Annotated in this window: 21 protein-coding genes; 13 read left to right on the forward strand and 8 right to left on the reverse strand. The window is 64.9% G+C overall.

The window, feature by feature from the left end:
- Window positions 1–15 precede the first annotated feature (15 nt).
- Genes lptC through F2P45_RS04490 form a run of 4 tightly spaced genes read left to right on the forward strand, consistent with a single transcriptional unit; the run spans window position 16 to window position 3,492 of the window.
- Window positions 16–639, forward strand: a complete 624-nt coding sequence (gene lptC, locus F2P45_RS04475; protein ID WP_166870901.1) for an LPS export ABC transporter periplasmic protein LptC — start codon at window positions 16–18, stop codon at window positions 637–639.
- The gene (gene lptA / locus F2P45_RS04480; protein WP_166870903.1) at window positions 636–1,262 is read left to right on the forward strand and encodes a lipopolysaccharide transport periplasmic protein LptA; all 627 of its coding nucleotides are present in this window, start codon (window positions 636–638) and stop codon (window positions 1,260–1,262) included. The genes lptC and lptA overlap by 4 nt, the downstream gene beginning before the upstream one ends.
- On the forward strand, window positions 1,259–2,017 hold the full coding sequence (gene lptB, locus F2P45_RS04485; RefSeq protein WP_166870906.1) for an LPS export ABC transporter ATP-binding protein: 759 nt from the start codon (window positions 1,259–1,261) through the stop codon (window positions 2,015–2,017). The genes lptA and lptB overlap by 4 nt, the downstream gene beginning before the upstream one ends.
- A 2-nt stretch (window positions 2,018–2,019) precedes the next feature.
- Window positions 2,020–3,492 carry an RNA polymerase factor sigma-54 gene (locus F2P45_RS04490; protein ID WP_166870908.1) on the forward strand — a complete coding sequence of 491 codons (1,473 nt, stop codon included), beginning with the start codon at window positions 2,020–2,022 and terminating at the stop codon, window positions 3,490–3,492.
- Between the two features lie 190 nt (window positions 3,493–3,682).
- Here F2P45_RS04490 and F2P45_RS04495 read toward each other — a convergent pair whose 3' ends face one another.
- Both F2P45_RS04495 and F2P45_RS04500 read right to left on the reverse strand, forming a co-directional pair.
- Window positions 3,683–5,002: a tetratricopeptide repeat protein gene (locus F2P45_RS04495; RefSeq protein WP_166870910.1), complete on the reverse strand. Its 1,320-nt coding sequence runs from the start codon at window positions 5,000–5,002 to the stop codon at window positions 3,683–3,685.
- Window positions 5,003–5,173: 171 nt separating this feature from the next.
- Window positions 5,174–6,508 carry a hypothetical protein gene (locus F2P45_RS04500; RefSeq protein ID WP_166870912.1) on the reverse strand — a complete coding sequence of 445 codons (1,335 nt, stop codon included), beginning with the start codon at window positions 6,506–6,508 and terminating at the stop codon, window positions 5,174–5,176.
- Between the two features lie 383 nt (window positions 6,509–6,891).
- On the opposite strand from F2P45_RS04500, the gene hpf reads away from it, so the two are divergent.
- The 6 genes from hpf to F2P45_RS04530 all read left to right on the forward strand — a co-directional run bounded on the left by hpf (window position 6,892) and on the right by F2P45_RS04530 (window position 13,344).
- Entirely contained in the window at window positions 6,892–7,269 is a 378-nt protein-coding gene (gene hpf, locus F2P45_RS04505; RefSeq protein ID WP_166870914.1) for a ribosome hibernation-promoting factor, HPF/YfiA family, read from the forward strand.
- A gap of 97 nt (window positions 7,270–7,366) precedes the next feature.
- Complete coding sequence (locus F2P45_RS04510) at window positions 7,367–8,452, forward strand: enoyl-CoA hydratase/isomerase family protein (RefSeq protein ID WP_166870916.1); 1,086 nt, start codon at window positions 7,367–7,369, stop codon at window positions 8,450–8,452.
- A 15-nt stretch (window positions 8,453–8,467) separates the two neighbouring features.
- On the forward strand, window positions 8,468–8,785 hold the full coding sequence (locus tag F2P45_RS04515) for a hypothetical protein (protein WP_166870918.1): 318 nt from the start codon (window positions 8,468–8,470) through the stop codon (window positions 8,783–8,785).
- Between the two features lie 450 nt (window positions 8,786–9,235).
- Window positions 9,236–9,613, forward strand: coding sequence for a BlaI/MecI/CopY family transcriptional regulator (locus tag F2P45_RS04520; protein ID WP_166870920.1), 378 nt, complete (start codon window positions 9,236–9,238; stop codon window positions 9,611–9,613).
- A gap of 2 nt (window positions 9,614–9,615) precedes the next feature.
- On the forward strand, window positions 9,616–11,151 hold the full coding sequence (locus tag F2P45_RS04525) for a M23/M56 family metallopeptidase (RefSeq protein WP_166870922.1): 1,536 nt from the start codon (window positions 9,616–9,618) through the stop codon (window positions 11,149–11,151).
- An 87-nt stretch (window positions 11,152–11,238) separates the two neighbouring features.
- Window positions 11,239–13,344, forward strand: coding sequence for a TonB-dependent receptor plug domain-containing protein (locus F2P45_RS04530; protein WP_166870924.1), 2,106 nt, complete (start codon window positions 11,239–11,241; stop codon window positions 13,342–13,344).
- Window positions 13,345–13,383: 39 nt separating this feature from the next.
- Here the strand turns inward: F2P45_RS04530 and rapZ are convergent, their stop codons facing one another.
- From rapZ to ilvA, 5 genes are all read right to left on the reverse strand, one after another.
- Window positions 13,384–14,247: an RNase adapter RapZ gene (gene rapZ, locus F2P45_RS04535; RefSeq protein ID WP_166870927.1), complete on the reverse strand. Its 864-nt coding sequence runs from the start codon at window positions 14,245–14,247 to the stop codon at window positions 13,384–13,386.
- Window positions 14,248–14,905: 658 nt separating this feature from the next.
- Window positions 14,906–15,841: an HPr(Ser) kinase/phosphatase gene (hprK, locus tag F2P45_RS04540; protein ID WP_166870929.1), complete on the reverse strand. Its 936-nt coding sequence runs from the start codon at window positions 15,839–15,841 to the stop codon at window positions 14,906–14,908.
- A gap of 51 nt (window positions 15,842–15,892) precedes the next feature.
- A complete protein-coding gene (locus F2P45_RS04545) occupies window positions 15,893–16,375 on the reverse strand; it encodes a PTS sugar transporter subunit IIA (RefSeq protein WP_099873918.1) in 483 nt (160 codons plus the stop codon).
- A 438-nt stretch (window positions 16,376–16,813) separates the two neighbouring features.
- Window positions 16,814–17,644 (reverse strand): NADPH-dependent 7-cyano-7-deazaguanine reductase QueF, encoded by an 831-nt coding sequence (gene queF / locus F2P45_RS04550; protein WP_166870931.1) that lies wholly within the window; start codon window positions 17,642–17,644, stop codon window positions 16,814–16,816.
- 78 nt (window positions 17,645–17,722) lie between these two features.
- On the reverse strand, window positions 17,723–19,258 hold the full coding sequence (gene ilvA / locus F2P45_RS04555) for a threonine ammonia-lyase, biosynthetic (RefSeq protein ID WP_166870933.1): 1,536 nt from the start codon (window positions 19,256–19,258) through the stop codon (window positions 17,723–17,725).
- Between the two features lie 193 nt (window positions 19,259–19,451).
- Here ilvA and F2P45_RS04560 point away from each other — a divergent pair, with 193 nt between their 5' ends.
- Window positions 19,452–19,964, forward strand: coding sequence for a YqaA family protein (locus tag F2P45_RS04560; protein WP_166870935.1), 513 nt, complete (start codon window positions 19,452–19,454; stop codon window positions 19,962–19,964).
- A 3-nt stretch (window positions 19,965–19,967) separates the two neighbouring features.
- Here the strand turns inward: F2P45_RS04560 and F2P45_RS04565 are convergent, their stop codons facing one another.
- Complete coding sequence (locus F2P45_RS04565; protein WP_166870937.1) at window positions 19,968–22,100, reverse strand: TonB-dependent receptor plug domain-containing protein; 2,133 nt, start codon at window positions 22,098–22,100, stop codon at window positions 19,968–19,970.
- An 86-nt stretch (window positions 22,101–22,186) separates the two neighbouring features.
- On the opposite strand from F2P45_RS04565, the gene F2P45_RS04570 reads away from it, so the two are divergent.
- Window positions 22,187–23,377, forward strand: a complete 1,191-nt coding sequence (locus F2P45_RS04570; protein WP_229504912.1) for a sensor histidine kinase — start codon at window positions 22,187–22,189, stop codon at window positions 23,375–23,377.
- The gene (locus F2P45_RS04575; protein ID WP_166870939.1) at window positions 23,374–24,138 is read left to right on the forward strand and encodes a LytR/AlgR family response regulator transcription factor; all 765 of its coding nucleotides are present in this window, start codon (window positions 23,374–23,376) and stop codon (window positions 24,136–24,138) included. The genes F2P45_RS04570 and F2P45_RS04575 overlap by 4 nt, the downstream gene beginning before the upstream one ends.
- Window positions 24,139–24,194 lie beyond the last annotated feature (56 nt).

Genomic DNA, 24,194 nt, shown 5'->3' on the forward strand with positions numbered 1-24,194 from the left:
TCACAGGAGACCACCATGCATAAGCGCACCGCACACCGCTGGCGCCTGACCGCGATCATGGTGGTCGGGACCTTCTTCGCCTTCGGCACCTTCTGGCTGGTCCAGCTGGCGCAAAACGGCGACACGTCGGTCGATCCGAACAGCTTCAAGAATGAACCCGACTACATCGTCGAACAATTCAGCTTCGTGCGCATGACGCCCGAGGGCAAGCCGCGCTACCTGGTGTCCGGCGCCAAACTCACGCACCGTCCGATCGACGACACCTCCGACGTCGAGCTGCCGGTGCTGCAGGGCGTCGCGCCCGGCCAGCCGGTCACCACCATCACCTCGCAGCGCGCACGCATCCGCCACGCCCAGAACCAGGCCGACCTGCTTGGCGACGTCAATGTGGTGCGGCCCGCATCGCCCACCAACCGCGCGATGCAGCTCAAGACCGAAGCGCTGACGGTGTACACCGACGAAGACCGCATGACCTCCGACCAGCCGGTCGAGGTCACGCTGGGCAGCTCCACCATCAGGGGCACCGGCATGGACGCCAACAACGCCACGGGCGAACTCAAATTCGCCAGCCGCGGGCAGATCGTCTACCCACCGAAAGCGGCGCGCGCTGCGCCAACCACACCAGGCAAACCACAATGAAAAAATTCCTAGCCTTCGCCCTGCTCGGCCTGGCCGCGGCAACCGCGTCCGCCGAAAAGGCCGATGCCGCCAAACAGGCGGTGATCGGTTACGATTCCCTCGAAACCAATGAAGTGACCCAGGTCACGATCCTGACCGGGAACGTGGTCGTCACCAAGGGCACGCTGATCCTCAAGTCGGACCGCGCCACCATCAAGGAAACCCCGGAAGGCGACATGTTCGTGACCCTGACCGCCAGTGCCGGCAAGGCCGCCACGTTCCGCCAGAAGCGCGACGGCGGCCCGGACCTGTGGATCGAAGGCCAGGCCCAGCGCATCGAATACGATGAACGCAACGATCTGATGAAGCTGTTCTCGAACGCCAGGATCCGCCAGCTCGAAGGCAGCAAGGCCACCAATGAAATCGAGAGCGAGTTCATTTCCTACGACAGCCGCAAAGAAGTTTTCTTGGCGCGCAACGACGCCAGCGGCACCAACAAGCCGGGCCAGGGCCGCGGCACCATGATCATCGCCCCGCGCAAGCCGCGCGCCACGCCGGCCACGCCGGCGCCGGGTGCGCCTGTTACGCCGGCGCCGGCACCAGCGCCTGCGCCCACCACCACGCCAGCGGTGCTCACCCAATGATCGAACCGAAAAATTGCGGCAGCAGGCTGATCGTGCGCGGGCTGCAGAAAAGTTACGGCAAGCGCCTGGTGGTGCGCGACGTCTCGCTGCAGGTCGACTGCGGCGAAGTGGTCGGCCTGCTCGGCCCGAATGGCGCCGGCAAGACCACCTCGTTCTACATGATCGTCGGCCTGGTGCCGTCGGACGCGGGCACGATCGACATCAGCGGGGTCGATATTTCGAGCCTGCCGATTCACCGCCGTGCCACGCTCGGCCTGTCGTACCTGCCGCAGGAAGCGTCGGTGTTCCGCAAGTTGACCGTGGAAGAAAACATCCGCGCCGTGCTGGAGCTGCAAAAGGTCGACGGCAAGTCGCTCACCAAGGCGCAGATCAACGAACGCCTCGATACCCTGCTGGCCGACCTGCAGATCGAAAAACTGCGCGAGAACCAGGCCATGTCGCTGTCCGGCGGCGAGCGGCGCCGGGTCGAGATCGCGCGCGCGCTGGCGACCAACCCGCGCTTCGTGCTGCTCGACGAACCGTTCGCCGGGGTCGACCCGATCGCCGTCATCGAGATCCAGCGCATCGTGCGCTTCCTCAAGCAGCGCGGCATCGGCGTCCTGATCACCGACCATAACGTGCGCGAAACGCTGGGTATCTGCGACCGCGCCTATATTATCAACCAGGGCGCGGTGCTGGCCTCGGGTCGTCCCGACGATATCATCGCGGATGAATCCGTGCGTCGGGTCTACCTGGGCGAACACTTCCGGATGTAGGCATGAAACAGTCCCTTCAACTACGCACTTCCCAGCACCTCGCGCTCACGCCCCAGTTGCAGCAGTCGATCCGGCTGCTGCAGCTGTCGACCCTCGAACTGCACCAGGAACTGGAGCAGCTGTTAAGCGACAATCCGCTGCTCGAACGGCTCGACGACCCGCTCGATCATTCGGTGCGCCTGCTGGGCGATGGCGCCATCAGCAGCACCTCGACGCCGACCGAAGCGGCGCCCGAGCCGGGCGCGCAGGATGCGCCGGCGGCGGCCGAGGGCGACGGCTTCGAAGGCGGCGAAGCGGACAGCCCGGCCAGCAGCGACAACGATGGCGAGTGGGGCGACCTCGGTCGCGCCAAGACGTCCGACGACGAGGACTCGCGCCCGCAGCTCGAAGCATCAGGCACCACCTTGCGCGAGCACCTGATGGAGCAGATGCGCGTGACCGTGCTCGAAGCGCGCGACCGGGCGCTGGTCGAACTGATCGTCGACGCCATCGACGACAACGGCTACCTGACCGAGTCGCTCGAAGAAATCCACGAGCGCATGCCGCCCGAGCTGGAGATCGAAATTGAAGAACTGCGCACCGCGCTGTCGCTGCTGCAAAGCTTCGACCCGAGCGGGGTGTGCGCGCGCAATGCGTCCGAATGCCTGGCGCTGCAGATCCGGCGCATGCCTGGGGTGCCGATGGTGACGCGGCGCATGGCGCTGACCATCGTCGAAAACCATCTGACCTGGTTCGCCCAGCGCGAATTCAACAAGCTGAAAAAAGCGCTCGACTGCGACGATGAAGACCTGCGCGAAGCGCAGACCGTGATCCGCCAGTGCAATCCGCATCCGGGTGCCGAGTTCGCGTCCGACGTGTCCGACTATGTGGTACCGGACGTGATCGTGCGCAAAGCGAAGAATGGCTGGTCGGTGATGCTCAATAACGACGTGATGCCGCGCCTGCGCGTGAACAGCATGTACGCCGCGCTGCTCAAGCAGGGCAAGGGCGAAGGTCAGATGGGTGCGCAGCTGCAGGAAGCCAAATGGCTGATCAAGAACATGCGCCAGCGTTTCGACACCATCTTGCGCGTGGCCGAAGCGATCGTCGAACGGCAGCGCAATTTCTTCTCGCACGGCGCGGTGGCGATGCGCCCGCTGGTGCTGCGCGAAATCGCCGACACGCTCGGCCTGCACGAAAGTACGATCTCGCGCGTGACCACGCAAAAGTACATGATGACGCCGCACGGCATGTTCGAGCTGAAGTATTTTTTCGGCAGCCACGTGGCCACCGAAGCGGGCGGGGAAGCCTCGTCGACGGCGATTCGCGCGCTGATCGTGCAGCTGACCAGCGCCGAAGATCCGAAGAGTCCTCTGTCGGACAGCAAGATTGCCGACATGCTGGGCGAGCAGGGCATGGTGATTGCGCGCCGCACGGTCGCCAAATACCGTGAAGCGCTCAAGATTCCGCCGGTCGCCCTGCGCAAGTGCCTGTAGGCCACCCCCACCTGTATCCCCCACCCGGTGTCAGGTCTGACATTCGGACACGGCCTGAACATTACATGCCGATCGCTTGCTATTACAGCAGGGCTCGTGTCCGAATGTCAGACCTGACACCGGCCTTGACACCGGCCTCCGGGCGGACGCCCGGCCGACACCGGCCCGGGCGGGCGGTTTTGCGCAGTGCTTACAAGAACTGCGGGTAGTCGCGCACGAGCGATTTTTCCAGTTGTTCGACGTTGCCGAACAGGTCGAGCTCTCCGCCGTTCGAGATGCGTCGTCCCGCATCCCAGCTGCGCCAGGCGCGCACGGTGTCCTCGTTTCTGTAAAGTGCCATTCCCAAGCCGCCGTAGGCCGACGCCATCGCCGGATTGGCCTGGAGCGCCTTGGCGTACAGCGCAGCGGCTTCGCGATACCGGCCCAGCTCTTTGAGGTTATCGGCTTCAAACAGCATCAGCACGTGCTGCTTGCGCGTGGTGTGCTTGCGCAGGTCCTGCAGCGTGGCGTTGGCCGCTTCCAGTTCCGCCCTGGTCTTGTTGTCGCCCATGATCGCGCCCAGCCGGATCAACTCCGGGTTGGCCTTCATCAGCGCGCGCTGCTCCGCCGTGCGTGCGATCGAATCGCCCCCCGAAAATGCCCATTCGTTCAACCCCAGCATGGCGTCCAGCAGCCGGTTGTCGGCGAACGCCTGGGCGGTTTCGCGCTCGGCCGCCTGCCTGGCCGCGGGCGTCGGCGGTGCCGCGCTGATTGCCGCCTTGTCGAGCACCTGGTCGATCTCGTCGCCCTGCGGCGCACGCGGCTTGTATGCGGCGAGACTGTAGGTCGCCGGCGCGCTTTGCTTGACGGCGCTGATCGTGTAGGTACGCGTTTCGCTGTAGCCTTCGATCTGCTTGTGGTACGTGACCAGGCTGGCCGGCAAGCGTTGTTGGGCGGAGAGCCGCGCCAGCACGCGCGGATGGGTGCCGAAAGTGCGCAGCACGCGTGCGAACATGGCAGCGTCGCCGGCGCTGACACTGGTGCCGCCGGCGCCGATACTGGCCAGGCGAACGCCGTCGACGGCCAATACCGTGGCGCCGCCTTCGGTCGACTCGGTCAGCGTGCGCGCCGCCACCTCCAGCGACAGATTGTTTTCCAGCTCGATCAGGCCGTAGGTCGGCGTGAAGCTGCCCTTCTTTTTGATGGCGAGCAGGCGATAGCCGATGGTGTCGAACAGCGAATAGGCCACATAGCTGCGGCTTGCCTCGTCGATTTGATAACGGCGCCGCGTGACCAGGTCGACAATCGTCGTTTCCTTCTTGTCTTGCACGGTCAGATAGCGTTCGCCCTGCGTGATCTTGAATGCATGCGTCTCGTTCGGTATCGGTACGCCGCCGCGCTTGGCGCCGGTGTAGTTGACGGCGACATGCAGGTCGAAGGTCATGGCGGCGCACGCCGGCGCGCCAGCGGCGGCCAGGGTGCCCAGCATCGCCAGGCGCAGCAGGGAAGTGGAGGTGTATCGCGTGAACATGGTGGCCCGATATGGTGGTGATAGACGGGCCATTATACGAGGAAGGAATTGTCGTAACGCTATCTTTTAGCAGGCAGCTGGCGCCTGCGCGCAGGGTAGCGCAGCCCTATACCGCCGGTATCGGAGCGCCATCCTTCGTGCGCGCCGGCCGTCCGCCACCCTCGCGCCGGCTCAAAAATATTCGGGATGGTCGCGCAGCAGCTGCTGCTCGTGCTGGTTCACCGGCTTGAACAAGTCCAGCGCCGGCGCCATGCGCCGTCCCGCGTCCCAGCTGCGCCAGGCCCGCGCCATCTCGTAGCCCCGGTACAGGGCGTCGCCCATATCCTTGTAGGCCCCGGCAAGCGCCGGATTGACGCGCAGGACGCTGACGTACAAGGGCAGCGCGCCGCGCACGTCGCCCAGCTTGCCGCGCATATTGGCTTCGAACAGCATCACGATGTGCTGCTTGCGCGTGGTGGATTTGCGCAGTTCCTGCATCTTCGCGACCGCCGTTTCCAGCTCCGCCCTGGTCTTGTAGCGTATCGCGCGATAGGCCTGGATCGCCGGATCGGCGCGAAACAGGGCTGCCTGTTCCGCGCCCGGCTTCATCTGCACGCCGCTGGTGAAGCTCCATTCGGCCATGCCGAGCATGGCGTCGAAGATGCGCTTGTCGGCGAAGGCTTGCGCAATCTCGGCCTCGAACGCCTGCCTGGCTGCCGCCGTCGGCGGCGCCGCATGCGCCTGCGCCTTGTCGAGCAGCTGGTCGATGTCGTTACCCTGCGCGGTGCGCGCCGTGTACGGCTTGAGGTCGTAGCCGGCCGGGGCGCTTTGCTTGAGCGCGCTGATGGTATAGGTGCGCGCCTCGCTGAAGCCGATGCGCTTGTGATGCATGACGAAGCCGGCCGGCACCCGCTTTTCGCCCGACAGGCGCGCCAGCACCAGCGGATGGCCGCCGAAACGGTAGCGCAGCATGCGCTCGAACTGGGCCGCGTCGGCGGCGCTGATGCCGGTGCCGCCGGCCGGGATCCGCGCCAGCGGGTTGCCGTCGACCGCCAGCACGGTGGCGCCGGCCTCGTTCGATTCGGACAGCTTGCGGCCTGCTGCCGTGAGCGACAAATTGTGTTCGTCGAAGACCGGATCGAACACCGGCCCCACGCCGGCCTTGCGCAGGTTTTCGCCCAAGAACGCGCGGTTGAGCAGTTCCGAGGTCCGGAAGCCGACGCCGTCGAACAGCGAATAGTCGACATAGCTGGCGCTGGCCAGGTCGACCTGGTAGCGGCGCCGCTGCGCAAAATCGTAGATCATCGATTCGTCCGCCGTGCTCACCGACAGATAGCGTTCGCCCAGCACCACCTTGTATTGCTTGATCTCGTCCGGCGGCGGGTTGTCGCCATGCGTGGCCACGGTGTATTTGGTGGCCACGCTCATGTCGAAACTGAGGACGGCCAGCGCCGGCGCGGCGCTGGCGCACAGGGCGCCGGCAAGCGCCAGGCGCAGCAGGAAAGTGGGGGCGGTTCGCTTGAACATGATCGGCTCGGATAAATGGCGGGGAGACGATTTTAGGTGAAACCGCTTGCCGCAAAAACATGATCCGGTTTTTGCTAATTTTCGATCCCGCCGGTATCGCGAGCTTATACCGCGAAGAATATACCGGGTATTTTCCCTTGAATCTTTCCCGCTTTGTGCTTACCTTGTGCTATGCCAAATAACTGATACACTTGGTTCTACACGAGAGAGAGTTGCTCGGGTACAAAACGAAGGAGTTGAATACCATTAAATCCATTAATCGATTGGCAATTTTGCGGACGTAGCAGAATCATCGTCCGTGCGGTAATACAGCTGTTCCTCTGCGCTGCCAAGCGTACGAACCGATAGTAACAAGAAGTGCCATTATCATTAGGAGTGTGTGTATGAATCTCACAATCAGTGGACATCATCTTGAAGTAACGCCAGCCATCCGTGAATACGTACAGAGCAAGCTTGAGCGCGTAAGGCGCCATTTCGATCAAGTGATCGATATCGCAGTCATCCTCACCGTCGATAATCTGACTGAAAAAGAAAAGCGTCAAAAGGCCGAGATCAACCTGCGCCTGTCGGGCAAAACCGTGTATGTCGAAAGCCTGTCGCACGATCTCTACGCCGCCATCGATACCCTGGTCGACAAACTGGATCGCCAGGTCATGAAGTACAAAACCAAAGTCCAGGACCACAATCACCAGGCCATCAAGCACATGCCTGAAGAAATGCCTGAAGACATGCCTGAAGAAGAGACGCCGTCGGCCGCATAAGCAGGCCCCGTCCCATTCTCAAAGGGCGCCCGCGTGGCGCCCTTTTTGCATCCATGCGCGATAAAATAGCGCTCCTTTTCTTCTTCCGGCCAGCCCCATGAGCGAATTCGTCCAGACCCGCATTGCCAATCGTACCGGCGTGATTACCCTCGACCGTCCCAAGGCCCTCAATTCGCTGTCGCTGGCGATGGTGCGCGACCTGGCCGAGGTCCTGAGCGCATGGCGCAACGACGCCGCCATCGACGCCGTGGTCATTGGCAGCAGCAGCGACAAGGCGCTGTGCGCCGGCGGCGATATCCGCTTTTTCCACGATTGCGGCCATGCCACGCCAATGGGCGGCAGCGCGCTGCTGGAAGATTTTTTCACCGAAGAGTACGCGCTCAATCACCTGATTCATTTTTATCCCAAGCCGTATATCGCGCTGATGGATGGCGTGGTCATGGGCGGCGGCATGGGCATTGCGCAGGGCGGGCCGGAATGCCGCATCCGCATCGTCACCGAAAAAACCAAGATGGCCATGCCCGAGGTGAATATCGGCCTGTTTCCGGATGTCGGCGGCAGCTATTTCCTGTCGCGCGCGCCGGGGCAGCTGGGCCAGTACCTGGGCCTGACCGGCCTGACCATCGGCGCGGCCGACGCCTTGTATGTCGGGCTGGCCGACCTGTTCGTGCCGCAGGCGCAGATGGGCGCGCTCAGGGAACTGATCGACGCCACCCCGGGCGCCGCCCTGCGCGCGGCGATTGCGGCCTTCGCGGCGCCGTTCGCCCTCGATGCGGGTGCGTCCACCTTGCAGGCGCAGCGCGATGGCATCGACCGCCATTTCGGCGCCGCCTCGGTGGCGGCCGTCATGGCCTCGCTCGAAGGTGACGACGGCGAGTTCGCGCAAAAGGCGCTGGCCGCGATGCGCCAGCGCTCCCCGCTGATGATGTGCGTCACGCGCGAACTGCTGCTGCGCGGCGCGGCGCTCGATGTCGCCGCCTGCCTGCGCATGGAACGCACGGTGGTGCGCCATAACTTCGAACATGGCGAAGTGCTCGAAGGCGTGCGCGCGCTGGTGATCGACAAGGACAATGCGCCCAGGTGGAACCCGGCCAGTCTCGATCAGGTCGACGCGCCGATGGTCGAGCGCTTCTTCGCGCCGGTGTGGCCGGCGGCGGCGCATCCGCTGCGGCACCTTGCCTGAGCTGGTGCAATCGCCATGGCGTATGACTTCGTGGTCGGCTGGCGCAGCAAGCGTCCCGGCTCGTCCGAGCATGTGGGGGCGATCGATTATCGCGACATGACGGCGCTGGCGGCGCTGATGCTGCGCAGCGATTCATTCTTTCTCGGGCGGCTGACCGACATCTACCAGGACCAGTCATTTTCGAACGGCGAAGTGCGGCAGGCGCTCACGCAGCTGCTGCCGCTCATGTGCGAGCAGCTCTCGCCTGACGAGCGAGCCTTGCTCGACAAGCTGATCGCGGTGCTGTGCTTTGCCGGCCAAAAGGAGGACGGCCTGCATGCGCTGGCGGACTGATTCCGCAGACACGCAAACGCAGCGTGGCCGCCATGGCGTATGACCTTGTCGCCGGCCCCGGCAGCGAGCAAGGCGCGGCGCCCGAATGCGCCGCCAGCATCGACTTCCACGACCTGCCGGCCTTGTCGCGCCTGAGGCAGCGCGCCTGAGGCGACGCGCCTGAGGCGACGCACCGATTGCGGCTTCCTCGAACGGATTTCGCATCTGTGCGAGGACCAGGCGTTCGACCACGGCGAGGTCGAACGCGCTCTCGCCATCCTGCTGCCGCTGCTGCGCGCCAGCCTGCATCCGGACGAACGCGCCTTGCTGCACAAGCTGACCGGCGTGCTGTCGTTTGCCAGCCGCACCCGGCAGGGCCTGTACGGCATCTGCGACTGACACACATGATGCTTGACCTTATGTGACAACTGTCGCATACTTGCCCCATTAGTCACAATGTGGAGCATCACCATGTCAGCCATTCCCTCGGTTTCAGAACTCAGCCTGCTTAAAGTTCTCTGGAAGGACCAGCCCCTGAGCGCGCGCGAGCTGCACGAGCGCGCCGTGGCGGAACTGGAGTGGTCGTTTTCCTCGACCCGCAAGACGCTCGAACGCATGCTCGACAAGCAGATGGTGGCGCAAGACATGCAGCACGGCGTTCAGGTCTACCGCGCGCAGCTCGACAAAGTCGCCACCCTGGCCGCCTTCGCCCACGATTTCGGGCGCCGCGTGATGGAAATCGACGCGCCGCTGCCGGTCAATATGTTCACCGGCAGTAAACTGGTCGACCGGCAGGAACTGGCCGAACTCGAACAGATGCTGCAGGACTGGCCAGACGCGAAAGACTGAGCATGCTGAACGCGATCGCCTTTTCCTTCCTCAAAGCGAGCATCACCTGCGGCATTGCCGCCGCCGTCATCGTGGCGCTGCTCGCGCTGGCCACGCGCGTGTGGCCGGTGCTGGCCGGGCACCGCTCGGTGTGGCTCTGGTCGCAGAGTGCCATCGCCGGCGCCTTCGTGGTGGCGCTGCTGCCCCAAAGCGCCGATTACAGCGTGGTGCCTGCCATCGAGATCGCGCGTCCCGCGGCGGCCGCCGCGCAGCCATCCGTGCAGCCGCAGCGCGATGCGTACGAAGCCGACGGCCTTGATGACGACATCGACCCGCTCGAACTGCTGGCGCAAGCCTGGCTGGCGCTGTACGTGGCTGGCCTGCTGGCCGCCGGCACGCGCTGGGTGCACGCGCAGCGCGGCCTGCGCGCCTTGCTCGATCATGCCCGTCCGCTCGATGCGACGGCACTGGCGCAGCACGCCGGCTTCGATGCCGAACCGGTGGCGGACCTGTTGCGGCGCGGCCTGCGCGTGTGCGAAACCGATGCGTCCATCTCGCCCATGCTGGCCGGCCTGGCGCGTCCCCACCTTTTGCTGCCGCGCCATCTGCGCAGCTTCAGCGACGAGCAGCAGCGCCTGATCGTCGCCCACGAACTGACCCACTGGAAGCGCCATGATCCGCTGTGGCTGCACGCCAGCATGCTGCTGCAAACGCTGTTCTGGTTCAATCCCCTGCTGGCGGTGCTGACCCGGCGCCTGAACTGGGCGCAGGAACTGGGGTGCGACCACGCCGTGCTCGATGGCCGTCCGGCGCAGCAGCGCAAGCAGTATGCGGCCGCGCTGGTGGCCCAGCTCAAGGTGCAGCAGGAAAGCCTGGGCGCCAGTATCGCCTTCGGTCACGGAAGTCCCGCCTCGCTGCGCACCCGGGTGGGCCTGATCCGCGAGCAGGGCTTGCGCGCCCCCGGCTTGCCGGGCAAGGCCGCGGTGGCCGCCGCGCTGGCATCGGTGCTGGGCGCGAGCCTGTTGCTGCAGCCGGCGTTTGCGTGGCGCGCAGCGGAACCCGGCGTTAGCGCGCCGTCGGCGACGGTGGCGGCGCCCGCCGCCAGCGCGCCGCGGCAGCAGTGGCAAATGCCGCTCGAGCGCGTGCGTGTGACCAGCTTTTACGGCGCCGCGCGCAAGAACCTGGAAGGCGGCCATCACGGCATCGACTTCGCCGCCCGCACCGGTACGCCGATCCTGGCCGCCGCCGGCGGCACGGTGGTGGCATCGACCGCGCAGTACGAGGGCGGTCCGCAGTATGGCGATGTGGTCCTGATCGAACACGCCGACGGCGTGCGCTCGCTGTACGCGCACCTGAGCGTGCGCTCGGTCAAGCCGGGGCAGGTGGTGCGCGCCGGCGAGACCATCGGCCTGGCTGGCGAGACCGGCAAGGTCACCGGTCCGCACCTGCATCTGGAAGCGTTCAGGGATGGTGAGCGCATCGATCCGCAGCAGATGTTGACAAGCCTCGACGCGCTCGCGACCTCCCGGGCGCTGCGCAAGCGTCCCGCCAGACTCTAGATAATCCCCCGTTCAGGCGCGGTTTTCCGTGCGGCGCAGCAGCGCCGTGCGAGCGCGCTCGTCCCTCCACAACACCGAAGGAAACCCATGCAGATCCGTCCGTATGCCTGCGCCTGCGCGCTCGCTTTTTCTTTACCGGCGCTGGCCGAAGAAGTCCTTCCCAAGATCGAAATAGCGGGCGCGCGCTACGACCAGCGCAGCGAAGAAACCGCCGCCAGCCTGGTAGTCGGGCGCACAGAGCTGATGCGCCACGGCGACCGCTCGCTCGGCGACGCCCTCAGGCGCGTACCCGGCATCACCATCGGCGACGGCGGCGGGCGCACCAGCGACATTCGCCTTCGCGGCCTGGGCAACGGCTACACGCAAGTGCTGCTTAACGGCGTGGCCGCGCCGAGCGGCTTCTCGCTCGAATCGCTGGCGCCGGAATTGATCGAACGGGTCGAGATCGTGCGCGGCGCGTCGGCGGCGACCAGCATGCAGGCCATCGCGGGCAGCGTGAACATCGTGCTGCGCAAGTCGGCCACGCGCCGGCAATCGACCATCAAGGCGGGGCTGGACACGCAGCACGGCCGGCGCGCGCCCAGCCTGAGCGGGGAAGTGAGCGGCAAGAGCGATGCCTTCTCGTACTCGGTGCCGGTCAGCCTGTCGTATGCGCCCGTGCCGGCGCCATCGCGCGAGGAAGAGACGGCTCCCGGCCTGCGCCGCAGCACACGCCTGAACGAAGTCAATACCGCGCGCCTGGCCAGCCTGTCGCCGCGCGCCAACTGGAAGCTTGCCAATGGCGACACGGTTGGCTTGCAGGCCTTTATCAGCAACAGCCGGAGCGCGACCGACGCCTGGGCCAGCGAAACGACCCACATCGGCGCGCCGACCCTGCACCCGCAACGCGCCGCCGTATTGAACATGGCGGCAGTGTGGCTGCGTACCGACCTGGAATGGGCGCGCAGCCTGGGCGAGGGCGCGCGCATCGAAGCCAAGGGCGGCATCCACCGCAGCCGGCGCGAGTCGGACTTCGAGTTCGGCGACATGATCAACGGACGGCGCGGGCCCGCGCTGAACCTCGTCACCTCTGACCTGCGCGAGGGCGGCTACCATCTGGGCGCCACCTGGACGCGGCCTTTGGGCCGTGGCCACGTGCTCAGTGCCGGCTGGGATGGGGCCCACACCACGCGCAGCCAGACCCGCGTGGGCAACGAGCGCGATGCCGTCGACGAGGCGCCGCAACTGAGCGACAACCGCTATCGCGGCGTCATCAACCGCTTCGGCGCATTCGCGCAGGATGGCTGGGAAATCAACTCCGCATGGTCGCTCTCCATCGGCGCGCGCTGGGAAACGCTGCGCACCTCGGTGGCCGAAGCCGGCGTGGCGGCGGTCAGCCAGCGCAGCGCGATTCCCGCGCCAGTGCTGCAGGCGCTGTACAAGCCGGCCGCCGGCCACCAGCTGCGCGCGGGGCTGGCGCGCACTTACAAGGCGCCGACCATGGCCAGGCTGATCCCGCGCCGCTACACGGCCGACAACAACAACAGCGCCACCAATCCGCACAGCGAAGGCAACCCCGCGCTGCGGCCCGAAAAAGCCTGGGGGCTCGATATCGGCTACGACCGCCAGGTCGGCAAGGATGGCTTGCTGGCGGCCAGCGCGTATGTGCGCAAGATCGATGACGTGACGGTCACGCGCCTGTTCCAGGATGGGACCGAGTGGGTATCGACGCCGGCCAACCAGGGCAGGGCGAGCGCGCGTGGCATCGCGCTGGAAGCGAAGCTGCCGCTGCCCGGCTTTGCGCAGGCATCGTTGAACGGCAACATGGCGCGCAACTGGTCGCGCATCGACAAGGTGGCGGGGCCGGATAACCGGCTGGCGGAGCAGTCGCCCTTGATGGCCAGCGTGGGCATCGATGTGCGCACCGGTTTTCTCGCCCAACTCGCGTTCGGCGCCAGCTTCACCTATGGGCGCGGTGCGCGCACGCGCTACGCGCCCGAATGGCGCGAATCGAACGGCGGCACGCGCCTGCTCGATATGTATGTCTTGTGGGGAGCGGGCAAGCAGACGCGCTTGCGCTTGGGGCTGACCGATGTGCTGGACCGGCCGCGTGTATCGGAATCGTATTACGGCAGCCGCAGTACCCGGCGCGAGCTGATGCCCGGCACCACGCTGCGCATCACGTTCGAACATGATTTCGAGCGGCCCAAGTGAGCCGATGAAGCCGGCCCGCGATGAAGCCGGCCCGATAACTCAGGACTGTTCGCGGTGCCGCAGTACGACGCGTTCGGTCGGGCTGAAGTAGGCGGCGAGGCGTTCGGCCATGTACACCGAGCGATGCTGACCGCCCGTGCATCCCAGTGCCACGGTCAGGTAGCTGCGGTTGTCGGTCTTGAACGACGGCAGCCACTTTTCGACGAAGGCGCGGATGTCTTCCAGCAGATCGGCCGCGCTGGGCTGGGCGTCGAGGAAGGCGATCACCGGCGCGTCCATGCCGGTGAGCGGGCGCAGGGTCAGGTCGTAGTAGGGGTTCGGCAGGGCGCGCACGTCGAACACAAAGTCGGCGTCGAGCGGCACGCCCAGTTTGAAGGCGAACGATTCGAAGAACAGCGTCAGCGGCGCGCGCTCGATCTCGACCAGTTCCTTGATCCATGCGCGCAGCTTGTTGGCCGACAGGTCGGACGTGTCGATCACGTGGCCAAGCTGCTCGATGGCCGACAGACGCTCGCGCTCTTCGAGAATGCACTCGATCAGGGTGCGGCGCGAGGCCGGGTTTTCGTCGGGGCGCAGCTGGTGCGACAGCGGATGGCTGCGCCGCGTTTCGGAAAAGCGCGCCACCAGCGAGTGCGTGTTCGAGGTCAGGAACATGACTTTGATGTCGTGTCCCTGGTCCTTCAGCAGGCGGATGTTGGCGGGCAGTTCGACCAGCGACTGGGCGCTGCGCGCGTCGACCGCGACGGCGGCGCAGGCCGTGCCGTCGGCGATAAGGGCGTCGATCAGGCTCGGTAACAAGGCTGGCGGAAGATTGTCGACACAGTAGTAGCCTGCGTCTTCAAGGACATTGAGGGCGACCGATTTGCCCGATCCGGAAATACCTGTGATGAGTACGATGCGCATAGGTCCGATGATACCCCAAGCGGGTGGGGTTTGCTTAGCCACTACGTATCATTCTCCTTAGGCAACAGAGATTTTACAACGGTCGTCTGCGCTAGTGTCCCAAGTCAGAAATTCGTTGATGATTAAATATGGCGAAATCGCACCGAGACAAGGAACAAAGCGCAGACAGGCAAATGCCTGGCGAGCATTTGTGACGCGGTATCGGCGCGATTATCGCCATATTTATTCAACGAATTTCTGACTCGGGACGCTAGCTATCCATTCAATCAGGCACGAAGGCCCCCGTGGGCGTGAACCGCATGAGCGGAACGGCGACGCGGGCCCCAAACCCTGCATCCGCACTCTACCTTGCAGCAGTGGGAGTCGTCTTGCTCATGTACCTGGCGGTTGCGTTGGCGAATGCGTCCACGCTGGCATCCTGCCGGACGCCACAGCCTCCGCCGACGTAGCAGGGGCTTAGTCTGAACTCATTGCCTGGTGTAGCAGGGAATTCACGGAGCACCGCTCCGTGCCTGCGCAACGGTGTGCCCTTGCAAGGGCACACTCCGTAAACAGGCTTAGTCCGAACTCATTGCCTGGTGTAGCAGGGAATTCACGGAGCACCGCTCCGTGCCTGCGCAACGGTGTGCCCTTGCAAGGGCACACTCCGTAAACAGGCTTAGTCCGAACTCATTGCCTGACGCTGGCGTTCCATGAATTCCTGGAGCGTGTCGATGCCGCGTAGTTGAAGGATCGTATTGCGCACTGCGGCTTCCAGCAGCACCGCGATGTTGCGACCAGCGGCCACGGGGATCACGACTTTGCGGATCGGCAGCCCAAGTACATCTTCGGTCGGGAACAGGAACGGCAGGCGCTCGACTTCCTCTTCCAGCGCGCTGCGACGTACCAGATGAACGATCAATTTCAAGCGCATCTTGCGTCGCACCGCCGTCTCGCCGAAGATCGCTTTGATATCGAGCAGTCCCAGTCCGCGCACTTCCAGCAGGTTTTGCAGCAGCGCCGGGCAGCGGCCTTCGATCATGTTCGGGGCGATGCGCGAGAACTCCACCGCGTCGTCTGCCACCAGGCCATGGCTGCGCGAAATGAGCTCCAGTCCCAGCTCGCTCTTGCCCAGGCCCGAGTCGCCGGTAATCAAGACGCCCACGCCCAGCACGTCCATGAACACGCCATGCATGATGATCCGCTGCGCCAGTTTCTTGGACAGGTACACGCGCAAGAAGTCGATCACCTGCGCGGCCGGCAGCGGCGTGGAAAACAGCGGAATATTCTGCTCGTCGCAGATGGCCAGGATATCGGGCGGGGTATCGAGCCCCTGCGCGATGATCAGCGCCGGCGGCCCGCCCGAAATCAGCTCGCCAATCACGTGGCTGCGCGAACCGGATTTGAGGCGGTGGTAATAGGTCAGCTCCTGATGCCCGAACACCTGGATGCGGCCCGGATGAATCAGATTCAGGTGGCCGACCTGGTCGGCGGCGGAGGCGACATCGCCTGAAATGAGGCGTTCGCCGCCCGGAAAGCCGGCGAACCAGCCCAGCTGAAGACTTTCGCGATTGTCGTCGTACAGCCGTTGGATGGTCAGCGGAGTTTGCAGCATGAACGGGTCTTCAGAAAAGTGAGGGCGCCAACGCGCCCGGCACTCGGAAGTTTAACCCAGCGCTTGCAGACTTGGTTGCCAATTGATGATGCGCGAGTGAACCGATTTCGGGTCGGGATCGGTCGCCAGCGCTGTGCGGAATCCGTCGTCCGAAAACATCTCGGCGATCTCGGACAAAATCTCGAGGTGCTGCTGGGTCACGTGATCGGGAATGAGCAGGAAGAACAGCAGGTTGACCGGCTGGCCATCGGGCGATTCGAACGGAATCGGTTCCAGCAGGCGCACGAACGCGGCCAGCGGCGACTTGAGGCTCTTGCTGCCCTTGATGCGGCCGTGCGGCACAGCCACGCCATGGCCGAGGCCGGTAGAGCCGAGGCGCTCGCGCGCAAACAGGTTGTCGGAGACGGTCGAGCGGGCGATTCCGCAGTTGTTCTCGAAGATCAGCCCGGCCTGCTCGAAAGCGCGCTTTTTGCTGGAGACTTCGAGATCAAGCAACACGTTCTCGAGCGATAAAATTTTGCTAAGATTTGTCATAACGCTGAGTATTGATGCGATGCACAAGGGTGCTTGCGAGCCAGAATTATAGGCCTGTTTGCCAGCTGTGTAATCGGAATTCGTCGTCGATTCATGTCAGGCCTGCATTGACATATCGCAAATTGAATAGCGATTCATGCAAGACGGGAAAACTGCTCCCGGGCCGGGTATCCGAAAATTTGAATTTCCGGTACGAAATTGAGAATTTTGCACACAAATGCCGGTCCTTCATGCAGTTCGCCATTTTTCCTGTGCTTGCTGCCCGTTTTTTCAGCGCTCGGGAACGCATCCGCGCTTGTTGTTCAATTATAAAGTTGGGGGCTTTTACATGTCGCCCGAAAAGCACACTCGTTCCCTTGTCGACCAAGGTATTCCCACACAGCAAACCCGTCAAGCGTGCGCGCTGAGGGAAAACGCGCTCCTTGCGCTGCCTCAAACTCACTGGCGCGCAGTGCGCAGATTGGGTGGACGGCCCGAGCTGAAGTTGCTGCGCCATGGGTTGATGTCCAGTCCGCCGCGGCGCGTGTAGCGCGCGTAGACGGCCAGTTTTTGCGGTGCGCACTGGCGCAGGATGTCGGTAAAAATGCGCTCGACACATTGCTCGTGGAATTCATTGTGCTCGCGAAAGCCGATCAGGTATTTCAGCAAGCCGCCCTGTTCGATCTGCGGTCCGACGTAATGGATCTGTACGCTGGCCCAGTCCGGCTGGCCGGTGACCAGGCAGTTCGACTTGAGCAGGTGCGAAACGAGTTTTTCTTCGACCGGCGCGCCGTCTTTGGCGGCGCTGAGCAGCGCGGGCGAGGGCGAGTAGTTGTCGATCTCGACGTCCAGGCGGTCCAGCAGCATGCCATCGAGTTCGCCCATCTTGACGGTGCCGAAGTCGTGCGGCTCGGTCAGGGCGATGTGGACCGGCGCGCCGAAGCCGCCCGCGAGGTCTTCGCGCAGCAGGGCCAGCAAGGCGTCGCTGTTGGACAAGCGCGTCTGGTTGAACGAATTGAGGTACAGCTTGAAGGATTTCGATTCGACGATGTTGGGCGAATCGGCCGGTACCGTGATCGTGGCGATCGCCACCTGCGGCTTGCCGCGCATGTTCAGCCAGGAGATTTCGTAGGCGTTCCAGATGTCGACGCCGAAGAAGGGCAGGGTGCCGGTGAGCTGGAGTTCATCGCGCTTGCCCTGGCGCGGGATCGGGAACAGCAGATCCGGCGCGTACTGGGTCTGGTAGGCGGAGGTTTTGCCCAGGGGGGACAGATCGGCGGTGTTGGTCATATATAGTCAGTCAAAATCAACCCCGTCGCTCCCGCCAGCGCGGGAGCGACGGAGCTTAGGTCGGCGAGGGCACGTCCATCACCCCAAAAACATCTTATACACCGGATTGGCACTCTCATCCCAATACCGGTATCCGAGCGTGGTGAGGAACTGGCGGAATTCTTCCATTTCCTCCACCGGCACCTGCAGCCCCACCAGAATGCGCCCCACATCACCGCCTTGATTACGGTAATGGAACAGCGAGATATTCCAGTTCGGCGCCATGCTGTCCAGGAAGCGCATCAGCGCGCCCGGACGCTCGGGGAATTCGAAACGATACAGCAGTTCGTCATGGGCCAACGCACTCTTGCCTCCCACCAAATGGCGGATGTGCAGCTTGGCCAGTTCATCGTGCGTCAGGTCCAGCGTCTTGAAGTCGCTCTGCTCGAAGGTCCGCGCCAGCACGCCGGACTCGCCGCGGCTGGCGATCTGCACGCCCACGAACACATGCGCCTGCGTCGCATCGCTGACCCGGTAATTGAACTCGGTCACATTGCGCGGCCCGATCAGCGCGCAGAAGCGCTTGAAGCTGCCGCGCTGCTCGGGAATGGTCACGGCGAACACCGCTTCGCGCGCTTCGCCCAGTTCCGCGCGCTCGGCCACAAAACGCAGGCGGTCGAAGTTCATGTTGGCGCCGCAGGCAATCGCCACCAGCGTTTCGCTGCGCACCGGGTTCTTGCTCATCGCCGAACGCTCGATATACGCCTTGGCCCCGGCCACCGCCAGCGCGCCGGACGGCTCGAGAATTGAGCGCGTATCCTGGAACACGTCCTTGATCGCCGCGCAGATCGCATCGGTATCGACCAGGATGATCTCGTCCACATACAGCTGCGCCAGGCGGAAGGTCTCTTCGCCCACCAGGCGCACCGCGGTGCCGTCGGCGAACAGGCCGACGTCCGGCAGGGTCACGCGCTCGCCGGCTTTCAGGCTGCGCGCCATCGCGTCCGAATCGGTCGACTGCACGCCGATGATCTTGATGTCCGGGCGGATCTGCTTGACGTACGCGGCCACGCCGCCGATCAGGCCACCGCCGCCGATGGCCACAAAAATGGCATGGATCGGGCCCGAATGCTGGCGCAAAATCTCCATGCCCACCGTGCCCTGGCCGGCAATGACGTCCGGATCGTCGAACGGATGCACGAAGGCGAGCTTCTGTTCTTTTTCGAGCGTGAGCGCGAAGTTATAGGCGTCGGTGTACGACTCGCCGTGCAAAATCACTTCCACGTTGGCGCCGCCGAAGGCCTTGACCGCATCGACCTTCACGCTCGGCGTGGTGGTCGGCATGACGATCACCGCGCGGCAGCCGGTCTTGGCGGCCGACAGCGCCACGCCCTGCGCATGGTTGCCGGCCGAGGCGCAGATCACGCCGCGCTTGAGCTGCGCCGGCGCCAGGTTGGCCATCTTGTTGTACGCGCCCCGCAGCTTGAAACTGAACACGCTCTGCATGTCTTCACGCTTGAAGTAAATGCGGTTCTCCATCCGCTGCGACAGGATCGGCGCGAATTCGAGCGGCGTTTCGGTGGCGACGTCATAGACGCGGGCGGTCAGGATTTTCTTGAGGTAGTCGATAGTCATAGTCTGCAAACAAAGTGATTCTGGGCCGGAAAATCCGGAACGCGATGCTGTTGACGCTGGACTGTGTGGTCGGCGGATGACCGAGGCGTGCAGTGCGATGCGCGTCTCCGGGTGACGGGCTCGGCGTATCGTGTCGGTACAATCATTTTTCCTCATTATAATGGACGGCTTCAGCAGTCATCAAAGTGTCTCCATGATCGAATCCGCTGTCCTCTGGCTGCTCAAATTGCTGGCCGCTCCCGCTGTCGGGCTCAGCTCGGTCTTCGTGATTGCGTTCGTGTCCGCCACGCTGGTGCCGCTCGGGTCCGAGCCGGCCGTGTTTGCCGTCATCAAGGCCAATCCGGCCATGTTCTGGCCGGCCATCCTGGTGGCGACCCTGGGCAACACGCTCGGGGGCGCGCTCGACTATTTCATCGGCTACCGCGCCAAGGTGGCGTTTGCCAAAGAGCGCAAGTCGCGCTGGTTCGCCTGGCTGGCGCGCTACGGCGCCAAGACCATGCTGCTGTCGTGGGTGCCCGGGATTGGCGATCCGCTGTGCACACTCGGCGGCTGGCTGCATTTGCCGTTCTGGCCAAGTCTTGGCTATATGGCGATCGGCAAATTCATGCGCTACCTGACCATGACGGCCGCGCTGCTGTATGTGCCGGACAGCTTCTGGAAGAAGCTGGCTGAGATGGTGAACAATTTCTGGCACATGCTGTTCTGACGCCTACAAGCTCGTTTCCAGCACAATCCGCAGCACCGCCGCCGACGATGCGCGCCCCGCGCGCGTGTTGCGCCCGTCGGCGTCGGCATAGTCGCTGCCGCTGCGGCGGTCACGGTGCAGCGCATTGGCCACCGACAGGCGCAGCTGCGTCCTGGCATCCATTTTCCACACCCCGTACACATCGAGCAGGCGCACCGGCCCCGTCTCGCTGCGCAGGTGGCGGCTCATTCGCGTCGCCCCGCCGTACTGCACATTCAGGTTCATCCCCGCCGTGTACTGCGCCCCGATACGCGCATCGACGCCAAGATTGGCCGTGATGCGTGCCTGGTCGCCCAAGCGGTTGCTTGGTCCCGGCACCGCGTCCAGGCGCGACCAGTTGCGCGCGGCGTTGGCGCGCAAGTCCATGTCCGGCGCCGACGGCAGCACGCTGCGCAGCGGGAAGCGGGCGTCGAATTCGAGTCCCGCCACCTTGGCCTTGCCGTTGTTGAACGGCGTCGAAATCCAGTCGCCGTTTTCCTGGTACAGGGTTTGCACCGTCACCGCGTCGATCCGGCGCGCATAGGCCGACACGCTGGCCACGCCGTTCTTGCCGAAATAGGTTTCATACGCCGTGTCGACACCCCACGCCAGTTCGGGCTTGAGCGCAGGGTTGCCGCGCACGTCGGGATTGGTCGGGCCGTTGGCGTTGTTGACCGTGTACCGGCGCGGCACCAGGTTGCGCACCGTCGGCGCCTTGTAGGTGCGCGAGAGCGAAACGCGCAGTTGGTCCTTGCCGCCCAACTTCCACAGCAGCTGCGTGATGGGGCTGAGCACCGACGACGTGCTGCTCACCTCATCGAGTGCGCGGCCACGGGTAGCCGTGTGCAGCCCTTCCCAGCGCAGGCCGAGGTAAGCCTGCAGGCGCGGCGACACCGTCCATTCATCCTGCGCGAACAGCGCAAGCCTGCCGACCACCGCGCGGTAGTCTTCATCGAGCTGCGACGGAGACTCGCCGGCCAGCGTGCTGTCGGTCTGGCGCCGCGATTCGGTGCGCTGGGTGCGCCCGCCTTCCCAGCCGATGCCCACGGCGTGGCCCGGCATCAGCGGCGCCAGGTATTTGCCGCTCAGGAGGGCGCTGTTGTCGACCGCGTCCGAGAGCACCTTGCGCGCCAGCGTCCCGGACTGGCCCGCGCCCCGGAACAGATAGTCGGTGTCGCGCTTGTTGTGCGTGAGCCCCGCCTTGACGGTCAGCTTGCCCTCGGCCCCGACGTTGCGCGCCAGGGTGAGATCGCTGCGCGCCGACGCGGTGTCGGACCTGGTGCCGTAATCGTTGACCGGATACGCGGTGCTGGCGCCCGAGACGGTGGTTTCAATCGCGTTGCCGTTGTTGGAGTTGCGCGACAGGTCGATGAAGGTCTGCCACGCCAGGCTGGCGCCGTCCGCCAGGGTCCAGTTCAGGCGCGGGGTCAGGTTCAGGCGCGTGTTGCGGAACGAGGCCCACTCGCGCAGTTCGCGCCGCGCCAGCGCAGCCTTGTCCGCATCGTCGAGCGTCTCGAACGTCATGTAGGTATTGTCGCTGGTGGTGCGCGTCATCTCGGCCGCCAGCGAATAGGCCAGGTCGCCGGCGCGCTCGCCCCATTGCAGCGATGCCGACGGGTCGCTCCGTCCCGGCAGCAGGCCCGTCCCGAGCTTCACGTCGCGCTGCTTGCGCGCGTTGCCCTTCTTGAGGATCACATTGATGGTCCCGGCAATGGCTTGCGAGCCCAGTTCCGCCGTGGCCGTGCGCAAAATATCGATCCGTTCGATCATCGCCGGGGCGATGCTGTCGATCGAAAAACCGGCCGCCACCGGGTCGCCGTTGACCAGCAATTGGGTATAGCCGGCGCCCAGCCCGCGCATGCGGATTTCGCCGCCGCTGAGCGACACGCCGGGCTGGCGCTTGAGCACCGCCGACAGCGAGGTGTCGCCGTACTGCGCTATGTCGTCGCGCCCCACCACGATGCGCGCGGCGGTATCGTCGCGCCGCACGTTGGCGCTGCCGGCGCCCTTGATTTCCACCTGGGCAATGGCGCCGCCCGCATCCTGGGCGTGCACGGCGTGACTGAAGGAAGACAGCAGGGCGATCGCCTGCGCCGACAAAACGAGAGAGTATTTCATGAACGGCCAAGTGGTTGAGAGGGACGCCGATTGTGTCCGCTCGCCCAGCCGCGCAACACCGGTAAGTGACGAGTCGCCGGAACTGGATGACGAAGGCCGCAGCATGGCAGAAAAATGGCCCGTTTGCGCTGGTATACTTTGCATCGATGATCACCGCACAGAACCAGTCCCCGCAAACCAGCCTGCCCAAGGCCTTCGTCACGATCGTCGTCATCTGGACGGTGCTGTGCGCCATCGGCGCGGTCGGCAACCACAGCGACGACCTGCAACGCGCCGGCTATACCGGTTCCTACCTGCGCATGTTCTGGCTGTGGTGGCGCGAACACCTGCTGCTGATGGCGATGAGCTTTGCCTGCTACGCCTTTTTCAGCGCCCGCCCGGCGCTGCTGGCCAGCGTGCCACGGATACTGGCGGCCTACCTGCTGGCGGCAATCGTCATGACGCCGCTCGAACTGCTCCATGGCCGCCTGCTCACGCTTTACGATCAGGGCCAGCTCTCCGGCGTAGCGGCGGTTATCGACGCCGCGCTGGCGCGCTCCGGATTCTGGCAGTTCATGGCGCTGGTATGGGTCACGTTTACCTTCGTGGCGGTGGTGGCCGCATGCAGCTGGCGCGAAGGGCGCCGGCGCGAGCAGGCCTGGATGCGCGCCCACAGCGACAATCTGAACCTGCGCCTCGAACTTGAGCAGCAACGCCTGCTGGCCCTGCGCGGCCAGCTCGAACCGCATTTTCTCTTCAACGCCCTGAACGCCATCAGCGCGCTGGTGCGCTCCGACGACAAGCGGGTGGCGCTGGACGGCATCAACCACCTGAGCGCGCTGCTGCGCTACGCGCTCGAAGCCAGCGCGCGCGATCATGTCGGCCTGCGCGAGGAGCGCCAGTTCCTGGACGATTACCTGGCCTTGCAGCGCCTGCGCTACGGCGCCCGCCTGCACGTGCGCATCGACGGCGACAGCGAGGCCGTGCTGGCCGCCGACATCCCGCCGCTGCTGCTGCAGCCGCTGATCGAAAACGCGCTGCGCCATGGCCTCGACTGCCACGACCGCCCGAGCGACATCCGCGTCGCTTTTGCCGCCGACAGCAAAAGCCTGGCGATCCACGTGTCCAACCCCGCCAGCGACGTGCGCTCGGCCAATCCCGGCCTTGGCCTCGGCCTGCGCCACGTGCGCGAACGCCTGCACCTGGCGTATGGCGACAACGCCTCGCTGCAAACGGGCCTGCAAGACGGCCGCTTCGTGGTCGATATCCGCATGCCGCTGCACGCGCCGGACCAATGACGGTGCGCGCACTGATCGTCGACGACGAGGAACCCGGCCGCATCAACCTGCGCTACGCGCTGGCCGAGCACGCGCGCTGGCAGGTCGCCGGCGAGTGCGCCAGCGCGTCGGCGGCCCGGGCCATCATCGACGCGCAGGATGTCGACGTGGTCTTCCTCGATATCCAGATGCCGGGCGACTCCGGCCTGGTGCTGGCGCGCGCGCTGGCCGCCCTGGCCAATCCGCCGCTGGTCATTTTCGTCACCGCGCATAACGCCTTTGCGCTCGACGCGTTCGAGGTGCACGCCCTCGATTACCTGCTCAAGCCCGTGAACGACGCGCGCCTGGCCGCGGCGCTTGCGCGCGCCGAAGCGATGCTCGACCTGCGCCAGCGGCCGGCCTACGGCGCCGCGCTGCGCGCCTGGGCCGACCCCGGCGCGCCGGACCAGTACTGGCGGCAGGTGAGCGTGCGCTCGGTCGGCCGCATCGAGTGCATCGAGCTGGCCGACGTCGACTGGATCGAAACCTGCGGTAATTACGTCAACCTGCACCTGGCCACGCGCAGCGTGATGCACCGGCTGCCCCTGAGCCGCCTGCTGCGCCACCTCGACCCGGCCCGCTTCTTGCGCGTGCACCGCAGCGCCGTGGTGCGCATCGGCCAGGCCGCCAATCTGGAGGTGGTGGGCGACGGCGCCTGGCGCCTGACCCTGCGCTCCGGCGCGCAGGTTCCCGTGAGCGAGCGCCATGTGGACGCCCTGCGCGCGGCGATGGGCGAACGCTGACCGGGCATGATTCCGCATATCGTCTCGGTGATCGTGACTTTCACCAAATTTCGTTT

It is taken from the genome of Massilia mucilaginosa (assembly GCF_011682145.1).
Lineage (GTDB): Bacteria > Pseudomonadota > Gammaproteobacteria > Burkholderiales > Burkholderiaceae_D > Telluria_A > Telluria_A mucilaginosa.